This is a genomic window from Rhodoblastus sphagnicola, from assembly GCF_002937075.1.
Classification (GTDB): domain Bacteria; phylum Pseudomonadota; class Alphaproteobacteria; order Rhizobiales; family Beijerinckiaceae; genus Rhodoblastus; species Rhodoblastus sphagnicola.
On the sequence record NZ_NHSJ01000087.1, the window covers coordinates 152,608 to 169,425 of the forward strand.

Sequence of the window (16,818 nt, forward strand, 5' to 3'; positions counted from 1 at the left end):
CTAATTTTCCAGGAAGCCCCTGATCCGGTCTGTCGCGTCGGCGATTTTGAGAATGCCGTTGTAGTGCCCGTAGGGGCCGTGCAACTGGATCGTTTCGGCGCCGAGTTTTTGCGCGGCGGTCTCGATCCATTCGGCGCGAAACACCTGATCCCCCGGCGCGTAAATCACCAGGGCCGGCGATTTTATCCGGCTCAAGCCCTCGTCGGCGTTCTCAGCGCCGGCGCCCGCGCCGGGGACGTAAGTCTGGTTGGCGCGAACGAGATAAAGCAGGGCGTTGGCGTCCATGAAAGCCATTTTTTCGCGCGCGGCGTCTGTCAGGGTTTGCTCGATGGCGTAGGGCTCGGCGGCGAGGTCGGCGGGATCGCCGCCGTCGCGTAAAACCCGGCCGATGGCGTTGTCCGCCCAGTCGGCGTCGAGCGCGTTCAGCGTGATCAGCCGCAGCGCCGCTTCCAACCCGCCGCGCGGCGCCCCGGTCTCGTAATAATCGCCGCCGCGCCAGGCGGGATCGAGCCGGATCGGCTGCGCCCACAGCGAAAGCCAGCCGATCAGCCAGCCGTCGAATTTTGGCGCGGCGATCACCGGAATGATGCGCCCAACCCTTTCGGGATAGGAAGCCGCCCATTCAAACGTCTGCATCCCGCCCATGGACGGCCCCATCACCGCATGCAGTCGCCCGATACCCAGCGCATCGAGCACGGCTTTTTGCAGCCGCACGAAATCGGCGATGGCGACGGCGGGAAAACGCAGGCCATAAGGATTGCCCGCCGCGTCGAGGCTGGCGGGGCCGAGCGTGACCACATTGGGATCGAAGGCGTTGAGGTTGCACAGAGAATCGACGGAGATGACGAAGAATTTCTCCGTATCCACCGCCTTGCCCGGACCGATGATCGCATCCCAATAACCGGGCTTGGCGTCGTCGGCGCGGTAGCGGCCGGCGGCATGGCTGGTTCCCGAAAAATAGTGGCAGACGAGGATCGCATTGTCCCGAGCCGCGTTGAGACGGCCGTAGGTCTCGAAGCCCGCGGGAACGTTTTTCAGCCTGACGCCGCTGAGCAGCTCCAGCTCCGGGATGGTCATGCGGCGTTTTTCGACCAAAAAGTCTATCATGGCCAGAGATCGCAAAAATGGTGGGGTGGGCCGTGGCCTGCGCCGATGTGCACATCCGCGCCGGCTTGCAGCGCCCGCGTCAGCCAGGCTTTCGCGCCCCCGACCGCCTCGCTGAGCCCCCGGCCTTGGCCGAGCAGGGCCGCAATGGCCGAAGACAGCGCGCAGCCGGTGCCGTGGGTGTTGCGCGTTTTTATGCGCGGCGCGGTGAATTCTGCAAAATTTTCGCCGTCATAGAGCAGGTCGAGCGCATCGCCTTCGGAGAGATGCCCACCCTTGATTAGAACCGCCGGCGCGCCGAGCGCGCACAGCCGCAGCGCGAGCGCCCGCATGTCCTCGACGCCACGCGCCAATTTTTCGCCCCCGCTTGCGCCATCGGCCAAAATCGCGGCTTCGACCAGATTGGGCGTCGTCAGCCGCGCCAATGGAAGCATTTTTTGCAGGGGCGCCCTCATGGCGGGGCCACCGAGTGCGTCGCCGCTCGTCGCCACCAGCACGGGATCAAGCACGATGTTTTTCGCCCGGGCCCCGGCCAGCGCCTCCGCGATAGCGAAAGCGTTGGCCGGCCCGCCGATCATGCCAATCTTGACCGCATCCACCGCAATGTCGGCAAACACGCTTTCGATTTGGCGTTTCACGAAATCCGCAGGAACCACGCTGACCGCCTGGACGCCCCGCGTGTTCTGCGCGGTGAGGGCGCTGATCGCGGCCATGCCGTAGCAGCCGAAGGCGGCGAAGGTCTTGAGATCGGCCTGTATGCCGGCGCCGCCGGAGGGATCGGAGCCCGCAATCGACAGGATTTTCGCGTAAGCCATGTCACCCCACGGGAAGGAAAGCGGCGGCCAGCGCCCCGCCCATGGCCGAAACGAACAGCAAGGCGTCATGGGCCGCCAGCATCGCACGCGAGGGATTGGCGCGATAGAGCCGCAGCGACGCCCCGGCGGTGGCGAGACTCCAGCCCACCGCGACCACGATCAAAGCAGCGGCGAAGCGCCAATAGTCGCCGGCATAGATTTCGAGCGCCCAGGCGGCCGCGATCAGGGCGAGGCCGAGACCCGCCGTCGCATCGGCGCCGAGGCGCCGGGCCAAGGCGCCCGCAAAAAAGGCCGGGGCGTACATGGCGATCACATGCCAGGACACGGCGGAGAACACGTCGGGCGCCGCTATGCCACAGCCCGACATGGCGCCGGGCGCGCCCACCATCGCCACGGTCATGCCGAACCATGCCAGCGCGGCGATCAGGCTTGGCGCGACAAAGGCGGCCCAGTCTGGCGCGGTCTTTTCATGCAGCGCGGCGCCGGGCAGGATCGGCGCGCGCGCCGTGGTGAAAACCGCCAGAACCAGCACCAGAACCTGGGTCGCCGCTGCGGCGAGCGCCGTCGCGGCGAACAGTTTTTCGGGCGCGTGTTGCGCGACAAAACCGGCGAGCGCGGGACCGATCAGACCGGCCAGCGCGCCGCTGCCGAACACAACCAAGGCCGCCCGCGCGCGACCCCGAGGGTCCGATCCCAGCGCCGCCTCGTGGCGGTAGAACAGCGAAAAGCCCTGCGCCACGCCAAGCCAGAAGGCGCCGAGGCAGAACGGCGCGAACAAGGAGAAGCTCAAGCCGAAGGCCATGATCAGGCCGCCGGCTATGCCGAGGCTGGCGCCCAGAGCCAGCGCCGCGCGGCGGCCAAAAGCGTCGAGCAGGAAAGAGGCGGGAAAGGTCGCCAGCGCCGCGCCAAGCAGCATGGCGATATAGGGCGCCGACATCAGATGCGGCGAAGGCGCCAGCAGACGTCCGGCGAGCGGCAACATGCCAAGCGTCAGGCTTTGCGACAGCACCGACAAGGCGAAGCCGCCAGCGAGGGTGACGACGCCGGGACTCCAGCGGCCGTCGGTCACAAAAGCGGCTGACCCCGGCGAGGGCGCCAGTTCCCGCGAAGGCAAACCTGGTGGGCAGAAGCAGGCCAGACGTCCGGCCCGCGCCATGCCTGAACCGATTTCAGACTCCGGCATGTCGCTCGGCGTGGCGCGCCCCTGGCCGATGGCGGTCATTTCTTCTCGATGTCGTCGTCGAGCAGGATGCGATAGGCCGCGCCTTCGAGATCCTCGTATTGGTTGCGCTTGAGCGACCAGAACAGGCCGTAGAGCGCAAGCAGGCCGAGCGCGATGGCGAGGGGAATAAGGAAGACCAGGACGTTCATGCTGATCTCTTTTCTTCAGGATTTGGCCAAGACATTGACGCTTTTGCCCGGCCCGCGCAAGCGCAGCGCATTGAGCGTCACCAGGATCGACGAACCGGACATGGCTGCGGCGGCGAACAGCGGCGAGGCGTGGCCCGCCATGGCGACAGGCACCGCGATGGCGTTGTAGACGATGGCGAAGGTCAGGTTTTGCGTCATCAGCCCGCGCGCCTTCTTCGCGATCGCCAAAGCGGCGGCGACGGGCAGCAACCTTTCCCCGAGAAACACAGCGTCGGCCTGCCCTTGCGTCAGATGCACAGCATCGATGGGCGAGAGCGAGGCGTGGGCGGCGGCCAGCGCCGGCGCGTCGTTCAGCCCGTCGCCGACCATGAGAACTCTTTTGCCCCGCGCGCCTAAATCTTCGACAAAGGCGATCTTGTCGGCGGGTTTCTGGCCGCCGCGCCAATCCGCAATTCCCAACTTCGCGGCGACCGGCCCCACGGCTTCGGCGCGGTCGCCCGAGAGAATGTGCAGGTCGAGGCCGGCGCCGCGCAAATGCGCGATGATTTTTGCGGCGTCGGGCCGCAGCGTTTGCCGGATCGACAGGCGCGCGACTTTTTCGCCGGCGCGAATGTAAATCGAACTGGCCTCGTTCTCCGGCGGCAAGAACTCGGCGTCGCAGAAGGCGGCGGAGCCAAGCCGCGCCTCGCCGCCTTCATAGGACGCGCACACCCCCTGCCCCGGCGTTTCCCGCGCATCGGGCAGCGGCGCGCCGGCGCGCAAGCTCCGCGCGAGGGCGAGCGCCAGCGGATGATGGCTGGAGCGCGCCAGACGCCCGGCGAGGGCCAGCAGGTCGGCGGGAATGTCGTCGGCATTGGCGACGCCGGACTGCGGCAGGGTCAGCGTGCCCGTCTTGTCGAACACCACGGAGTCGATTTCGCCGAGTTTTTCCAGGCCGCGCGCGTCGTTGAGAAAAAGGCCGGAGCGGAAGAAGGCGCCCGACGCCATCGCCTGCACGGTCGGCACGGCCAGCGCCAAAGCGCAGGGACAGGTGATGATCAGCACGGATATGGCGATCACCAGAGCGTCATGGGCGGTCGCGCCGAAAAACAGCCACCAGCTGAAGCCGGTGATCAGCGCGGTGAGATGGACGGCGGGCGCGTAAAATTGCGACACGCGGTCGGACAGCTGCATGTAGCGCGAGCGCGCGGCGCCGGCCTGTTCGATCAGCCGCGCCGCCTCGTCGATCAGGGCGGAATGGCCGGCGGCCGTCACATCCACGGTGAGCGCGCCCTCGCCATTGACCGTGCCGGCATAGACGTGGTCGCCCAACCGCACCGGTTTTGGATCGGTCTCGCCGGTGATGGCGCTTTCATCGACCGCGCTTGTCCCCTCCACGATCACGCCATCGGCGGGAACGCGCTCGCCGGCGCGCACCAGCAGCCGGTCGCCCGCCGCGAGCGCAGCGACCGGAACGAGCGCCCAATCGTCCGCGCCATCCTTCGTTTCGCGACGCAGCGCGTTCTCGCCCTTCAGAGCCGCCAAATTGCCGGCGGCCGTCCTGGTGCGGCGGCGCATGGCCTGGTCGAGCACGCGCCCAGCCAGCAGGAACGACAGCAGCATGACAGCGGAATCGAAATAGGCGTGGTCGGCGTGATGTTGGGTTTCATAGACCGACAGCGCCAAAGCCAGCGTGACGCCAATGGTGATGGGCACGTCCATGTTGAGCCGGCGCTGGCGGATCGCCGTCCACGCCGAACTGAAGAACGGCTGACCGGCATAGGCGGCGGCGGGCAGCGCGATCAGCGCCGAGACGAAATGGAAGAAATCGCGGGTCTCCGGCGGCAGCGAGGTCGATTGGCCGGACCAGACCGAGATCGACAGCAGCATGATGTTCATGCTCGCGAACACCGCGACGCCCAGGCATTTGAGCAGCAGGTTGAACCGCGCCTGCTCGTCGGCCTCGACCTGCCTTTGCTCGAAGGGATAGGCGCGGTAGCCGATCGCCTCCAGCGCGCCGGTGAAGCGCGCGGGCTCGACCTGCTGGGGATCGTAGGTGAGGGCGAGGCGATGGCTGGTGAGGTTGAGCCGCGCCAGTTTTACGCCGGGCAACCGTCCCATGGCGGTTTCAATGTCGGGCAGGCAGGCGGCGCAGGTGATGCCGTCGATCGCAAGATCGAGCCTTGAACGCCCGTCCTCGTCGTTCCTGACGAAATGCGAGAAATCCGGCGCCGCGCCCATATCTTACTCGACGTTGAAGGCGTTGCGCGACCGGAACGCCTGTTCGCCGTTGCGCTTGAGTTCGATCTCCACGTCCCAGTGTCCCGGCCGCAATTCGGCCGCGCCGGAATAGACGCCGTCGGCGATCCCTGAGGCGGCGACGGTCTTGTCCAGCCTGCTGGTGGCGGGATAGACGAAATGCAGCGCCGCCTCCAGGCCATTGAGCGGCTGCCCGTCCCTGTCCTTGACGGTGACGGTCACCTCGGTGGCGCCGCCCTGGCTGGAGCGGCTCAGGCCCACCGACCAGCCGAGCCCCTCCTGCGCCTTGGCGGCGGCGATTTCCTTGTTATAGGCGACGCCCGCATCGTAGGGATGGGCGATATCGAGGCCCGGATGGGTCATGACCGCCTCGCGCGCCATGTAGAAGTTGACCCCCAGCATCACGCCGAAAAAGCCGATCAGCATGAACAGCACCTTGCGCCCGGTGAGGGGCTGACCCTTGGGCTGGTAATCGCTGTCTTCGATCATCGAAACATCCTTCCTGACGAGCCTCACGGCCCCTTGAAGAAATCGGCGCGCGCCGCCTTTTCGCCGGTCTTCGCGTCCGTCAGCACGAGCTTGATCGGCGTGCTCGTCGGCGGGGCGGCGTCCGGCGGCGTGGTGATCATCACGCGCATTTCCAGCGTCTGGTCCGCTTCGACATGGATGTCCACGCCGTCGCTGGATTTCTGTCCCAAGACTTCGATCTGGCCCTTCGGCAAACCGTCGAGGGTCAGCTTGAAGTCGCGCGCGGCGCCGAGCTTGTTGAGGGCGCGGATGGTGTAGCCGTTGCGCAGCGATCCGTCCGACAGCGCGACATAGATCGGATTGCGGTCGTGCATGACGTCGACGCCCAGCGTGTTGCGGGTCGCGAGGCTAAAGCCCATGATCGCCGCGACGCCCGCGATCAGCGCCATATAGACAATGGTGCGGGCGCGAAAGATTTTGGGCGGCTCGGCGGGAAGCCCCTGGGCGCGGCGGTCGACATTGTTGTCGGTGTCATAGCCGATCAAGCCGGTGGGGCGCCCGACGCGGCTCATCACGTTGTCGCAGGCGTCGATGCACAGGCCACACTGGATGCAGCCCATGTCCAGGCCATTGCGGATATCGACGCCGGTCGGGCACACGACCACGCATTGGTTGCAATCGACGCAGTCGCCGGCGGGCTCGCCGGCTTCGCGCAAGGCCTGCGCCTTTTTCAAGGAGCCGCGCGGCTCGCCGCGATCGACGCGATAGGTGACGTTGAGCGCCCATTCGTCGGTCAGCGCCGCCTGGATGCGCGGCCACGGGCACATGTAGAGGCAAACCTGCTCGCGGGCGAAGCCGGCCAGGGTGTAGGTGGTGAAGGTGAGGATGCCGATCCAGACATAGGCCTCCATCGGGGCCTGGAAGGTGGCGAGCTGCTTTACCAGCGTGGGCGCGTCGGCGAAATACAGCACCCAGGCGCCGCCGGTCCACCACGCGATCATGAGCCACAGCGCGTGCTTCAGGATCGCCTCGACCAGCGTCTGCATGGTCCATGGCTGCCCCGCCTTGATCAGGCGTTCGCGGCGCTCGCCCTGGGTCCAGCGTTCGATCAGCAGGAATAGGTCGGTCCAGACCGTCTGCGGACAGAGATAGCCGCACCAGACCCGTCCCGCCAACGCGTTCATCAGGAACAGGCTGAAGGAGGCGAGGATCAGCAGTCCGGTGATGTAATAGACCTCCTGCGGCCAGATCTCGACGCCGAAAAAGAAGAAACGGCCGTTGGAGAGATCGATCAGCACGGCTTGCCCGGGCTGGCCGGGGCCACGGTCCCAGCGCAGGAAGGGCAGGAAATAGTACAGCAGCAGGCCGCCGATCAGGAGGCCCCACTTTATGTTGCGGAACCGGCCGGACACGCTTTGCGGATAGATCGGCTTGCGGCCTTCGAACAGGGCCTCGGAGGGTTCCGGCTCCGGTTTTCTCAATATTGGATCTTTTTCCACGCTGAGCGTCATGTCGCCGTTTCCGTTGCATCGCCCCGGCGCTGCCGCGAAGGGCGTCGGCTTCGTTCTAGGCATCCCGCGCCTGCGGAGTCGATGACTATTTTGCTCAAATTTGAGCAAAATCAAGTCCGGACTTGACGATCTTTGGGGCGCGACAAATGAAAAGGCGAAGCCGGAACCGCCGGCTTCGCCGCAATCGAGCCTCGGACTCTGGCCGGGCTTACTGGCCGCCGCCCAGCGAGTGGACGTAGATCGTGAGCGACTTGATGGTGGCCTGATCGAGCTTGGCGCCCCAGGCCGGCATCTGGCCGGCGCGGCCGTTGGCGATGGTCTGGACCACCGTCGCCCTGTCCGAACCATAGAGCCACTTCGACTTGGACATCAGGTTGGGGGCGCCCAGATCGAGATTGCCCTTGGCGTCTTCGCCATGGCAGGCCACGCAGTTCTCGGTGAAGATCTTCTGGCCCGCCGACACGTCGGCGTTGGTCGGCTTGATCAGCGACTCCACGTAATCGGCGACCTGATCGATCTGCTGGGTGTTCAGACCCATTTGCGACCAGGCCGGCATGCCCGCCGAAGCGGTGGGATCGTGACCTTCGGCGTCGCCGGCGCGCACGCCATGGGTGATGGTGGCGGCGATCTGGTCGAGCGAGCCGCCCCACAGCCAGCGGTCGCCGGCGAGGTTCGGATAACCCGCGTTGCCTTGCCCGCCCGAGCCGTGGCAGGCCGCGCAATTGTTGCCGAAGGCGGACCTGCCATAGGCGCGGGCGAATTCGGCCAGTTTCGGATCGGCGCTGATCTGCTGCAGGCTCGCCTGCTCGATCTTGCCGACGAATGGCGCGCGGATCGCCTTGAGATTATCGACGTCCTTCTGCACCGCGTCGCGCGAGGCCCAGTTCAGCATACCCTTGGTGTGGCCGCCGGGGAGCGGAATGGCCGGGTAGAGCACCCAATATCCGAAGGCCCAGACGATACAGGCGTAGAACAGCCAGAGCCACCATCTCGGCAGCGGCGTATTTAATTCCTTGATGCCGTCCCATTCATGGCCCGTGGTCGGTGTGCCCGTGGCCGCATCGATATCTTGGTGCGTGTGATCAACCATCGTTCAATCCTCGTTGAGCGGCAGGCGCGCGGCTTCGTCGAAGCTTTTCTTCTTCGATGGCCACAGCGCGAAGGCGATGACGCCCAGGAATGCGACCACGACCAACAGGATGCTCACGACTTTCGCCTGAGCGAAGAAAGCTTCGACGTCCATTTTTCGCCCCTCAGCGCCAGCTGGCCTTGTCGTTAAACTGGGTGAAGTCCACCGTCGTCCCGAGCATTTGCAGATAGGCGACGAGCGCATCCTGTTCGGTCGGGCCGGCCGCGCCATTGCTGGCGTGGGCGACGACCTTGGGATAGCGGGTGGCCAGACCGGCCACCGCCCCGTCGTCCGTGTTGAGTTGCGCGTTGAGGTCGTCCTTGGCCTTGGCGATCATGTCGTCGGTGTAGGGCACGCCTTCGATTTTCAGCACCTTCATGTCTTCCTGAATGTGCGTGTATTCGAGGGGTGAGCTGGCGAGGAAGCCGTAGCGCGGCATGACCGAGCCGGGCACCACCGAACGCGGATTGGTCAGATGGCCGCGTTGCCAGTCGTCCGAATATTTGCCGCCGATGCGGGCGAGATCGGGACCGGTGCGCTTGGAGCCCCACTGGAACGGATGATCGTATTTCGATTCCGCGGCCAGCGAGTAATGGCCGTAACGCTCCACCTCGTCGCGCAGCGAGCGGATCATCTGCGAGTGGCAGAGATAGCAGCCTTCGCGCACGTAGATGTTGCGGCCGGCGAGTTCGAGCGGCGTGTAAGGCCGCACGCCGTCGACCGTTTCAATGGTGCTCTTCAGGTAGAAGAGCGGGCCGATCTCCACGAGGCCGCCAATGGCGACCACGATGAGGATGCCGATCAGAAGAACGAGAGAGTTCTTCTCGAAGATCGCGTGTTTGCTCCAAAGGGACATGTTCGATCTCCTCACTCGGCAGGCGCGAGAGCGGCTTCGGGGGCGCTCGCCAGCTCAGGCGAGGCAATGGTCTTGTAGAAGTTGAAGGCCATGATCAGGGCGCCGATCAGGAACAGGCCGCCGCCCGCCGCGCGGATCACATAGAAGGGGAACATGGCTTCGACGGTTTCGATGAAGGAATATTCCAGGAAGCCGTTGGCGGTATAGGCGCGCCACATCAGACCCTGGAGAATGCCGGACACCCACATGGCCGTGATGTAGAGCACGATGCCGATGGTCGCGACCCAGAAGTGCCAGTTCACCAGCTTCAGCGAGTAAAGCTTGCGGTTGAACACCCAGGGGATCAGGCAGTAGAGCGCGCCGAAGGAGACGAAGCCCACCCAGCCGAGAGCGCCGGAATGCACGTGGCCGATGGTCCAGTCGGTGTAATGCGACAGGGAGTTGACCACCTTGATCGACATCAGCGGACCTTCGAAGGTCGACATGCCGTAGAAGGCGATGGACACAACGAGCATGCGCAGCACGGGATCGGTGCGCAGCTTGTCCCAGGCGCCCGAGAGCGTCATCAGGCCGTTGATCATGCCGCCCCACGAGGGCATCCACAGCATGATGGAGAAGGTCATGCCCAGCGTCTGCGTCCAGTCCGGCAGCGCCGTATAGTGGAGATGGTGCGGGCCGGCCCAGATGTACATGAAGATCAGGGCCCAGAAGTGGATGATCGACAGGCGGTAGGAATAGACCGGGCGTTCGGCGCGCTTGGGCACGAAATAATACATGATGGCGAGGAAGGCGGCGGTCAGGTAGAAGCCGACCGCATTATGGCCATACCACCACTGGAACATGGCGTCCTGCACGCCCGACCAGACGATGTAGGACTTCGGCGAGAAGATCGACACCGGAATGGAGGCGTTGTTGCCGATGTGCAGCATGGCGATGGTGATGATGAACGCCAGCGTGAACCAGTTGGCGACGTAAATGTGGGGCTCCTTGCGCTTCCACAACGTCACTAGGAACACCAGCAGATAGGCGACCCAGACGATGGCGAGCCAGAGGTCGGAATACCATTCCGGTTCGGCATATTCCTTGGACTGGGTGATGCCCAGCAGGTAGCCGGTGCCGGCGATGACGATGAACAGGTTGTAGCCGAGGACGACGAACCAGGGCGCGATCTCGCCGGCGAGACGGGCGCGGCAGGTGCGCTGCACGACGTAGAACGAGGTCGCCAGCAGGACGTTGCCGCCGAAGGCGAAGATCACCGCTGAGGTGTGCAGCGGGCGCAAGCGACCGAAATTCAGCCAGGGCAGACCCATCGACAGATCGGGGAAAGCCAGCTCCAGGGCGATGATCAGACCGACGAGGAACCCGGCTATGCCCCAGAACACCGCGGCGATCGAGGTGAACTTGATCGGGCCGTAGTTGTAGTTCGGCTTGCCGTTGATTTCCTGCGGGATGACGGCGGGGCGGTTCTTGTAACGCTTGATGGTGGCGAAGGCGCCGCCAAATCCAGCCAGGGCGAAAACGATCATGTGGAACGCATAGGGGGCGGTATAGGCCTTCGATGCGATGTAGAGCGCGCCGACCGCGCCCACGAGCGAAACGACGATCATCGTAATTTCGCCAAAGGAGATGGACTTGCCGCCAGATGGCGGCGCTGTGGTGAATGTTTCTGCTTGCGCCATGTTTTCGCCCCAATGAAATCAATCTGGCGCCACAGAGCCTACCAGATCGCCATCGGGCGGACCATTGCCCGCCCCCACAACGCGTTCATTGACGCAAGTCAAATGCCGCGCTCCGGGGCCTCCCATAGCGCCAAAACCCGGCCATGGCGAGAGCGGTGGAGGAACTTTGTCAAATAACTGCGACACTTTGACGCGCCGACTTTCGCCCAATAGCGCGAGGCTCCCGCTGAAAATGGAACAAAGGCAACTTGAGACTTTGGACTAAAGGACAAGGTTTTCCGGGCGTCACCGCTAGATTCCCTTGCGCGAAAACAAGCCGCTCGCCATTTCGCCCGGCTACAGCGTGGATTTATACAAGCGCGCGACCTTCGGGCTGTCGGCGGCGCTTGACCCTGTCCGGCGAGGCGATCCTGATGGTCCTGCTCGGCGGCATGGCGACGATGACCGGCCCCGTGGTCGGCGCGATTTCTGTCGGCGCGATCCCTGAGGCGTTGAACCGGATCGGCGGGCCGGATTTTGCGCAATGGATGACCGCGAGGCTGAGGCGGACGCTTTAAAGCGAAGGGGATCGCGCCGACAAAGAACGCCTCGAAGCGCCGGGAAGCCGAGCCGCCCCTGCGAGGCCTTTGCTTCGCTCAGGCTTGAGTCGCACGCTCGCTCAGCTGTGCAATCGTGTTCCGCAATGCGTCTCTTTGCGCGATGAGAATTGAATATTCAGGACGATCTGGCGACGACGCCTTGATGGCTTCGTCATAATGAACAAGCACTCGCTGTTCGCCATCGACCAGACTCGGGATGATTTTCTCGTCAAGCTCTGTAAACAGCGACGTGACCTTCATCACCACACGGTCAAAAGTTCCCATGAGTGATCCATCCTCATCAACCGGCGCGCCAAGGCGCTGGAGTTGCAGCGCAATGGCGCCGACGCCCTGTTCGTGCAGAGCGATCAGTTCTGAAAAAAGCGGCGCCAGCCCTTTGCCATGAGCATCCTTCAATCCCTCTTCATAGCCGCTGCGCGCATCGATCAAACTGGTATGAAGGCTTGTCAGCTTGCCAACGAGATCGTCCATGATGCGCTCCCAAACAAGATTGAAGCGTCTGTAAACCAGACGCCCATGCCTGCCGGGCTCAACAAGCCACGCCGCTTTTTGTTCCTTGCTGGCGACCTTCCGCCTCTTGAGCCAACGCCGAGACGGCGCCCCGGAGCCTCCCCAGGATGAGGGCTAATGGTTTGATTGGGATGACGGACTCGATCCGGCGCCTTAAACCCGCCGCACCGCCGTCACCTCGGAAAAATTCTTCGAGCGGATGCGGTCGCGCGCGGTTTGCAGCGGCTCGGTCATCACCGTCATGGAATACGCGGTGGCGTGGATGATGGTCTGCTCGCTGGCCATGATGGCGACATGGCCGCGCCAGAAAATCAGGTCGCCGCGCCGCAGGTTGCGCATGCGGTCGTCCACGTCGGCGTGGCGGCCGAGCATGGTTTCCATCAGGTCCGTGTCGCGCGGCGCCGCCACGCCGATGGCGTTGAGCGTCACTTGCACGAGGCCGGAACAGTCGATGCCCATGTCAGTCTTGCCGCCCCACAGATAGGGCGTGTGCAAGAACATTTCCGCCAGTCCGACGAAATCGCTCGCCGGCCGCGTGTTCGGCGCGATGTGCCGGCTGAACACATGGCCGCCGTCCTGGAGCTGCGAGAACTCCGAAGTGGCGGAGACGACATGGACTTCGGCGCCGAACGGCAGCGCGTCGATCGGCGCCGATTTCATGTCGGGCTGGGAATAGACGATCGTGTGGCGCGTGCGCACGCGATAATTGGGCTTGACCGTGTTTTCCGACAGCGCGGTCTCGTCGATATAGCCGACATAGCGGTCGCGATCGAGTTGTCCCCAGCACCAGCCGTTCTTCTGCTCATAGACGATCAGCGTTTCGCCAAACAGCGCCTGCGTGTCGGTCGGGGCGTTCTCGTCGGGCGCGCGCTTCACGTCGACAAAGGAGCGGGTCACCTGCATGCGTTTGCCCGGCGCATAGGCGTCCGCCTGAACCATGTCCTTGAGGTGTTCGGCGGCCAGATCCGGCCGCGCGGGCGTCAATCGCGTATCATAAGTCAATTTCTTGCTCTTCTGTTTCCCCGTTTTAACGCGCCGGCGTTACGAAATCTTCGCCACCCCGAATTTTTCTCGCGCGAGCGCATGGATGAGGCGCGCGGCCTGCGCCTCGCCGCCATCGGGCCGGCCGGGACGCGCCAAGGGAACCCAAGCGTAAATGTCGAAATGCGCCCAGCAACGGCCGGGGCTGACAAAACGCTTGAGAAACAGAGCCGCCATGATCGAGCCGGCCATGCCGCCAGCCGGCGCGTTGGTGAGATCGGCGATCTTGCTGTCGAGTTTCGGCTCATAGGCTTTCCACAGCGGCAGGCGCCAGACCGGATCGTTGCAGGCGAGGCCGTGGCGCGCGATGCTTTCCGCCAGCCCCTCGTCCTCGGTGTAGAATGGCGGCAGATCCGGGCCGAGCGCGACCCGCGCCGCCCCGGTCAGCGTGGCGAAATCGATGAGAAGGTCCGGCTTTTCCTCGTCGGCCAGCGCCAGCGCGTCGGCGAGAATCAGCCGCCCCTCGGCGTCGGTGTTGCCGATCTCGACCGTCAAACCCTTGCGGCTGCGATAGACGTCGCCGGGCCGGAACGCTTCGCCGGATACGGAATTCTCGACGATGGGGAGCAGCAGGCGCAAGCTGAGGTCGAGATTCCCCGCCATGATCATGGCGCTCGCGGCCAAAGCCGCCGCCGCCCCGCCCATGTCCTTCTTCATCAGGCCCATGGCGCTTTCGGGCTTGATGTCGAGCCCGCCGGAATCGAAGCACACGCCCTTGCCGACCAGCGCGAGTTTCTTTTCGCGCTCCGGCTTCCAGCGCAGTTCGACCAGGCGCGGCGCGCGCGGAGACCCCTTGCCGACGGCGTGGATCAGCGGGCATTCGCGTTCAAGCGCCTCGCCCCGGATCACGCGGACTTCGGCGCCGAATTTTTGCGCGACGGCGCGCGCGAAAAACTCCAGTTCGTCGGGGCCGAGATCGTTGGCCGGCGTGTTGACGAGATCGCGGGCGAGCGCGACGGCGGAAGCGATGGTCTCGACCTCGTCGCGGGCGATTCCCTGCGGCGCGACCAGACGCGGCCCGGGTTTGCCGGGTTTGTAGCGGGTGAAACGATAGGCCCCGAGCAGGAAGGCCAGGCTTGCGAGCGTTGGGTTTTCGGGAGACTCGACCAGGCGGTAGACGCCCTCGGGAAGGCCGGCCAGCGCGCCGAGTTGGAACGGATCGGCGCCGGGATCGGCGTCCAGACAGAACAGCACGGCGCTGGCGCCACTCTCCTGAACAAAGCTCAGATGCCGCCCCGCGCGCGGCTCAAAACCGCTCGCTCTGGCCAGCGCCAAGGCCTCCGGGGGGAAGACGTGGGCCTGGGTTTCCCCGGCCAGCGCCGCCTTGATCGCGGCGGCGGGCGCGATCCAAACGGGCGTGGCGGTCTCGCTGGGATCGGCGAATTTCACTTCGGGCAGTTCGAACATGCGTCGTTTTCCATAAGGCGGCGAAAGACGCCCGTCTTTTGACGGGCTATGGGGCGGCGAAAGCGCCCATCTTCTGATGAGATATGCGGGCGGCGAAAGCGCCCCTCCTTCGACGGGCTTTGGCGGGCGGAGGCGGACATTAACGCTCCATTAGGGTTAACGAATTATTCGTTACGTGAGTAGTCGAAATTCAGAGGATAAGCCGTGTCAAACCGATACAAGCCGCGTTTTCTCGCCGGCGTCGCGCTTTGCGCTCTGATCGGTCTTGGCGGTTGCAATAGCGTGAGCATGGACGACGTGACCGGATCGATCGGCGTCCCCTCCGCGCCCGCGTCCAATTCGCCGGAAGATCTGCGCCGCTTTTCGGAGCGCCTGCGCGAACGCTATGAGGCGCACCCCGACGACAAGAAGATCGCCATGGCCTATGCGCGCTCGCTGCGCGCCCGCGAACTGACCGATCAGGCGGCGGCGGTGCTGCAAAATGTCGCCATCAAGAACCCGCGCGACCGCGACGTGCTCGCCGCCTATGGCAAGGCGCTCGCCGACGCCGGGCGGTTGCAGGAAGCCAGGAACACGCTGGAAAACGCCGATTCGCCCGACGATCCCAACTGGTCCGTGGTTTCGACGCGCGGCTCGATCGCCGACCAGATGGGCGAGCACGAGCAGGCCCAGGCGCTGTACGAGACGGCGCTGAAAATCGCGCCGGGCGAACCGTCGGTCCTGTCCAACCTCGGCCTGTCCTACGCGCTGTCGCACGATCTGCGTCACGCCGAGCAGGTTTTGCGCGAGGCCGCCGCCAGCCCGCGCGCCGACATGCGCGTGCGCCAGAACCTCGCCCTTGTGCTGGCGTTGCAAGGCAAGTTCGCGGAAGCCGAGCAGGTCTCGCAGCGCGATCTCTCGCCCCAGCAGGCGCGCGACAATGTCGCCTCGATCCGCCAGATGATTTCGCAAAACAACGGCTGGCGCGACATCCAGGCCGCCGCGACGCGCGGAAAAGCCCAACGCGTCGGCCTCGACGAGACGCGATAAGCGAACCTGTTTCCAAAGAAAACAAGGCGCCGAAGCTCCCCGCTTCCGGCGCCTTTTCATTTTGAGGCGGCGCGCTTTTTACTGCGCGCCGGTGACCTGCATGACGGCGGGCGTCATGATCACCGCGAACAGAACCGGCAGGAAGCACAGGATCATCGGCACGGTGAGCTTGGGCGGCAGCGAGGCCGCCTTCTTCTCGGCCTCCATCATACGGTTGTCGCGCGATTCCTGCGACACGGTGCGCAAAGCCGAACCGAGCGGCGTGCCGTATTTTTCCGCCTGCACCAGCGATGTCACGACGTTCTTGACGTCGTCGAGGCCGGTGCGCTGATAGAAATTGTCATAGGCCGTGCGCCGGTCGGGCAGATAGGACAGTTCCGCCGTCGTCAGGGTGAATTCCTCGGCCAGCGCAATGGAGCGCACGCCGATCTCCTGGCTGACGCGGCGGAATCCATGTTCGATCGACATGCCGGATTCGACGCAGATCAACAGCAGGTCGAGCGCGTCGGGAAAGGCGCGGCGCATGTCGAACTGGCGCTTGGTGATCGCGTTGCTCAGATAGATTTCCGGCCCCTTCAGGCCGACATAAAGCAGCCCGACCACCACCGCGACCTTCTGCAGGAAGCCCATCTCCAGGTGCAGCACCACGAAGGCGTAGAGCGACCCGACCAGCGCCAGTCCGATCGGCGTCACCAGGCGAAAGAACAGGAAGCCGATCTCGGCCTGCGGGCCGCGAAAGCCCGCCTTGGCGAGCTTGGTCTTGGCCTCCTCGGTCGCCAGCCATTTCGACAGGCTGAAGCGATCGACCACGTCCTTCATGTAGGTCCTGGACGAATGGCGAAGACCCAGCTTGGCGCCGCCCTTGGCCATCATCTTCTCGCGTTCGCGCGCGCGCAGGCGCTCGCGCTCGACCGCCACGGACTTCAGGCGCTCGTCGAGATTGTCGCCTTCGAGATAGGGCATGGCGATCACCAGCAGACTGGCCACCGTGATGACGCCGATGAACAGCGCCACGATCGAGCGGGGATCGGCAAGTTTTTCGAAGAGAAGCGCGAGCATGG

Annotated in this window: 17 protein-coding genes; 2 read left to right on the forward strand and 15 right to left on the reverse strand. The window is 64.6% G+C overall.

What is annotated here, in order from left to right:
* The 11 genes from CCR94_RS14625 to ccoN all read right to left on the reverse strand — a co-directional run bounded on the left by CCR94_RS14625 (position 1) and on the right by ccoN (position 11,171).
* Positions 1 to 1,107 (reverse strand): alpha/beta fold hydrolase, encoded by a 1,107-nt coding sequence (locus CCR94_RS14625; RefSeq protein WP_104508572.1) that lies wholly within the window; start codon positions 1,105 to 1,107, stop codon positions 1 to 3.
* Positions 1,104 to 1,919, reverse strand: a complete 816-nt coding sequence (thiD, locus tag CCR94_RS14630) for a bifunctional hydroxymethylpyrimidine kinase/phosphomethylpyrimidine kinase (protein WP_104508573.1) — start codon at positions 1,917 to 1,919, stop codon at positions 1,104 to 1,106. Before thiD ends, CCR94_RS14625 begins: the two co-directional genes overlap by 4 nt.
* Position 1,920: 1 nt before the next feature.
* Positions 1,921 to 3,141, reverse strand: a complete 1,221-nt coding sequence (locus CCR94_RS14635; protein ID WP_104508574.1) for an MFS transporter — start codon at positions 3,139 to 3,141, stop codon at positions 1,921 to 1,923.
* Positions 3,138 to 3,290, reverse strand: a complete 153-nt coding sequence (gene ccoS, locus CCR94_RS14640; protein ID WP_104508575.1) for a cbb3-type cytochrome oxidase assembly protein CcoS — start codon at positions 3,288 to 3,290, stop codon at positions 3,138 to 3,140. The genes CCR94_RS14635 and ccoS overlap by 4 nt, the downstream gene beginning before the upstream one ends.
* Before the next feature lie 15 nt (positions 3,291 to 3,305).
* Positions 3,306 to 5,510, reverse strand: a complete 2,205-nt coding sequence (locus CCR94_RS14645) for a heavy metal translocating P-type ATPase (RefSeq protein WP_104508576.1) — start codon at positions 5,508 to 5,510, stop codon at positions 3,306 to 3,308.
* 3 nt (positions 5,511 to 5,513) lie between these two features.
* Entirely contained in the window at positions 5,514 to 6,017 is a 504-nt protein-coding gene (locus tag CCR94_RS14650) for a FixH family protein (RefSeq protein ID WP_146090008.1), read from the reverse strand.
* 23 nt (positions 6,018 to 6,040) lie between these two features.
* Positions 6,041 to 7,507, reverse strand: a complete 1,467-nt coding sequence (ccoG, locus tag CCR94_RS14655; RefSeq protein WP_104508578.1) for a cytochrome c oxidase accessory protein CcoG — start codon at positions 7,505 to 7,507, stop codon at positions 6,041 to 6,043.
* Between the two features lie 208 nt (positions 7,508 to 7,715).
* Positions 7,716 to 8,597 (reverse strand): cytochrome-c oxidase, cbb3-type subunit III, encoded by an 882-nt coding sequence (gene ccoP / locus CCR94_RS14660; protein WP_104508579.1) that lies wholly within the window; start codon positions 8,595 to 8,597, stop codon positions 7,716 to 7,718.
* 3 nt (positions 8,598 to 8,600) lie between these two features.
* Positions 8,601 to 8,750, reverse strand: coding sequence for a cbb3-type cytochrome oxidase subunit 3 (locus tag CCR94_RS14665; protein ID WP_104508580.1), 150 nt, complete (start codon positions 8,748 to 8,750; stop codon positions 8,601 to 8,603).
* 10 nt (positions 8,751 to 8,760) lie between these two features.
* The gene (ccoO, locus tag CCR94_RS14670) at positions 8,761 to 9,492 is read right to left on the reverse strand and encodes a cytochrome-c oxidase, cbb3-type subunit II (RefSeq protein ID WP_104508581.1); all 732 of its coding nucleotides are present in this window, start codon (positions 9,490 to 9,492) and stop codon (positions 8,761 to 8,763) included.
* 11 nt (positions 9,493 to 9,503) lie between these two features.
* Entirely contained in the window at positions 9,504 to 11,171 is a 1,668-nt protein-coding gene (gene ccoN / locus CCR94_RS14675) for a cytochrome-c oxidase, cbb3-type subunit I (protein WP_104508582.1), read from the reverse strand.
* A 386-nt stretch (positions 11,172 to 11,557) separates the two neighbouring features.
* Between ccoN and CCR94_RS25120 the strand changes: the two genes are divergently transcribed.
* Positions 11,558 to 11,728: a hypothetical protein gene (locus CCR94_RS25120; RefSeq protein WP_158254769.1), complete on the forward strand. Its 171-nt coding sequence runs from the start codon at positions 11,558 to 11,560 to the stop codon at positions 11,726 to 11,728.
* A 78-nt stretch (positions 11,729 to 11,806) separates the two neighbouring features.
* On the opposite strand, the gene CCR94_RS14680 is transcribed toward CCR94_RS25120, so the two are convergent.
* From CCR94_RS14680 to CCR94_RS14690, 3 genes are all read right to left on the reverse strand, one after another.
* On the reverse strand, positions 11,807 to 12,241 hold the full coding sequence (locus tag CCR94_RS14680) for a DUF2383 domain-containing protein (RefSeq protein WP_104508583.1): 435 nt from the start codon (positions 12,239 to 12,241) through the stop codon (positions 11,807 to 11,809).
* A 192-nt stretch (positions 12,242 to 12,433) separates the two neighbouring features.
* Complete coding sequence (locus CCR94_RS14685) at positions 12,434 to 13,282, reverse strand: C40 family peptidase (RefSeq protein WP_146090009.1); 849 nt, start codon at positions 13,280 to 13,282, stop codon at positions 12,434 to 12,436.
* A 39-nt stretch (positions 13,283 to 13,321) separates the two neighbouring features.
* Positions 13,322 to 14,728, reverse strand: coding sequence for a leucyl aminopeptidase family protein (locus tag CCR94_RS14690; protein ID WP_104508585.1), 1,407 nt, complete (start codon positions 14,726 to 14,728; stop codon positions 13,322 to 13,324).
* A gap of 204 nt (positions 14,729 to 14,932) precedes the next feature.
* On the opposite strand from CCR94_RS14690, the gene CCR94_RS14695 reads away from it, so the two are divergent.
* The gene (locus tag CCR94_RS14695; protein ID WP_244594082.1) at positions 14,933 to 15,757 is read left to right on the forward strand and encodes a tetratricopeptide repeat protein; all 825 of its coding nucleotides are present in this window, start codon (positions 14,933 to 14,935) and stop codon (positions 15,755 to 15,757) included.
* Between the two features lie 78 nt (positions 15,758 to 15,835).
* On the opposite strand, the gene CCR94_RS14700 is transcribed toward CCR94_RS14695, so the two are convergent.
* Positions 15,836 to 16,816, reverse strand: coding sequence for a type II secretion system F family protein (locus tag CCR94_RS14700; RefSeq protein WP_104508586.1), 981 nt, complete (start codon positions 16,814 to 16,816; stop codon positions 15,836 to 15,838).
* Between the last annotated feature and the right edge of the window lie 2 nt (positions 16,817 to 16,818).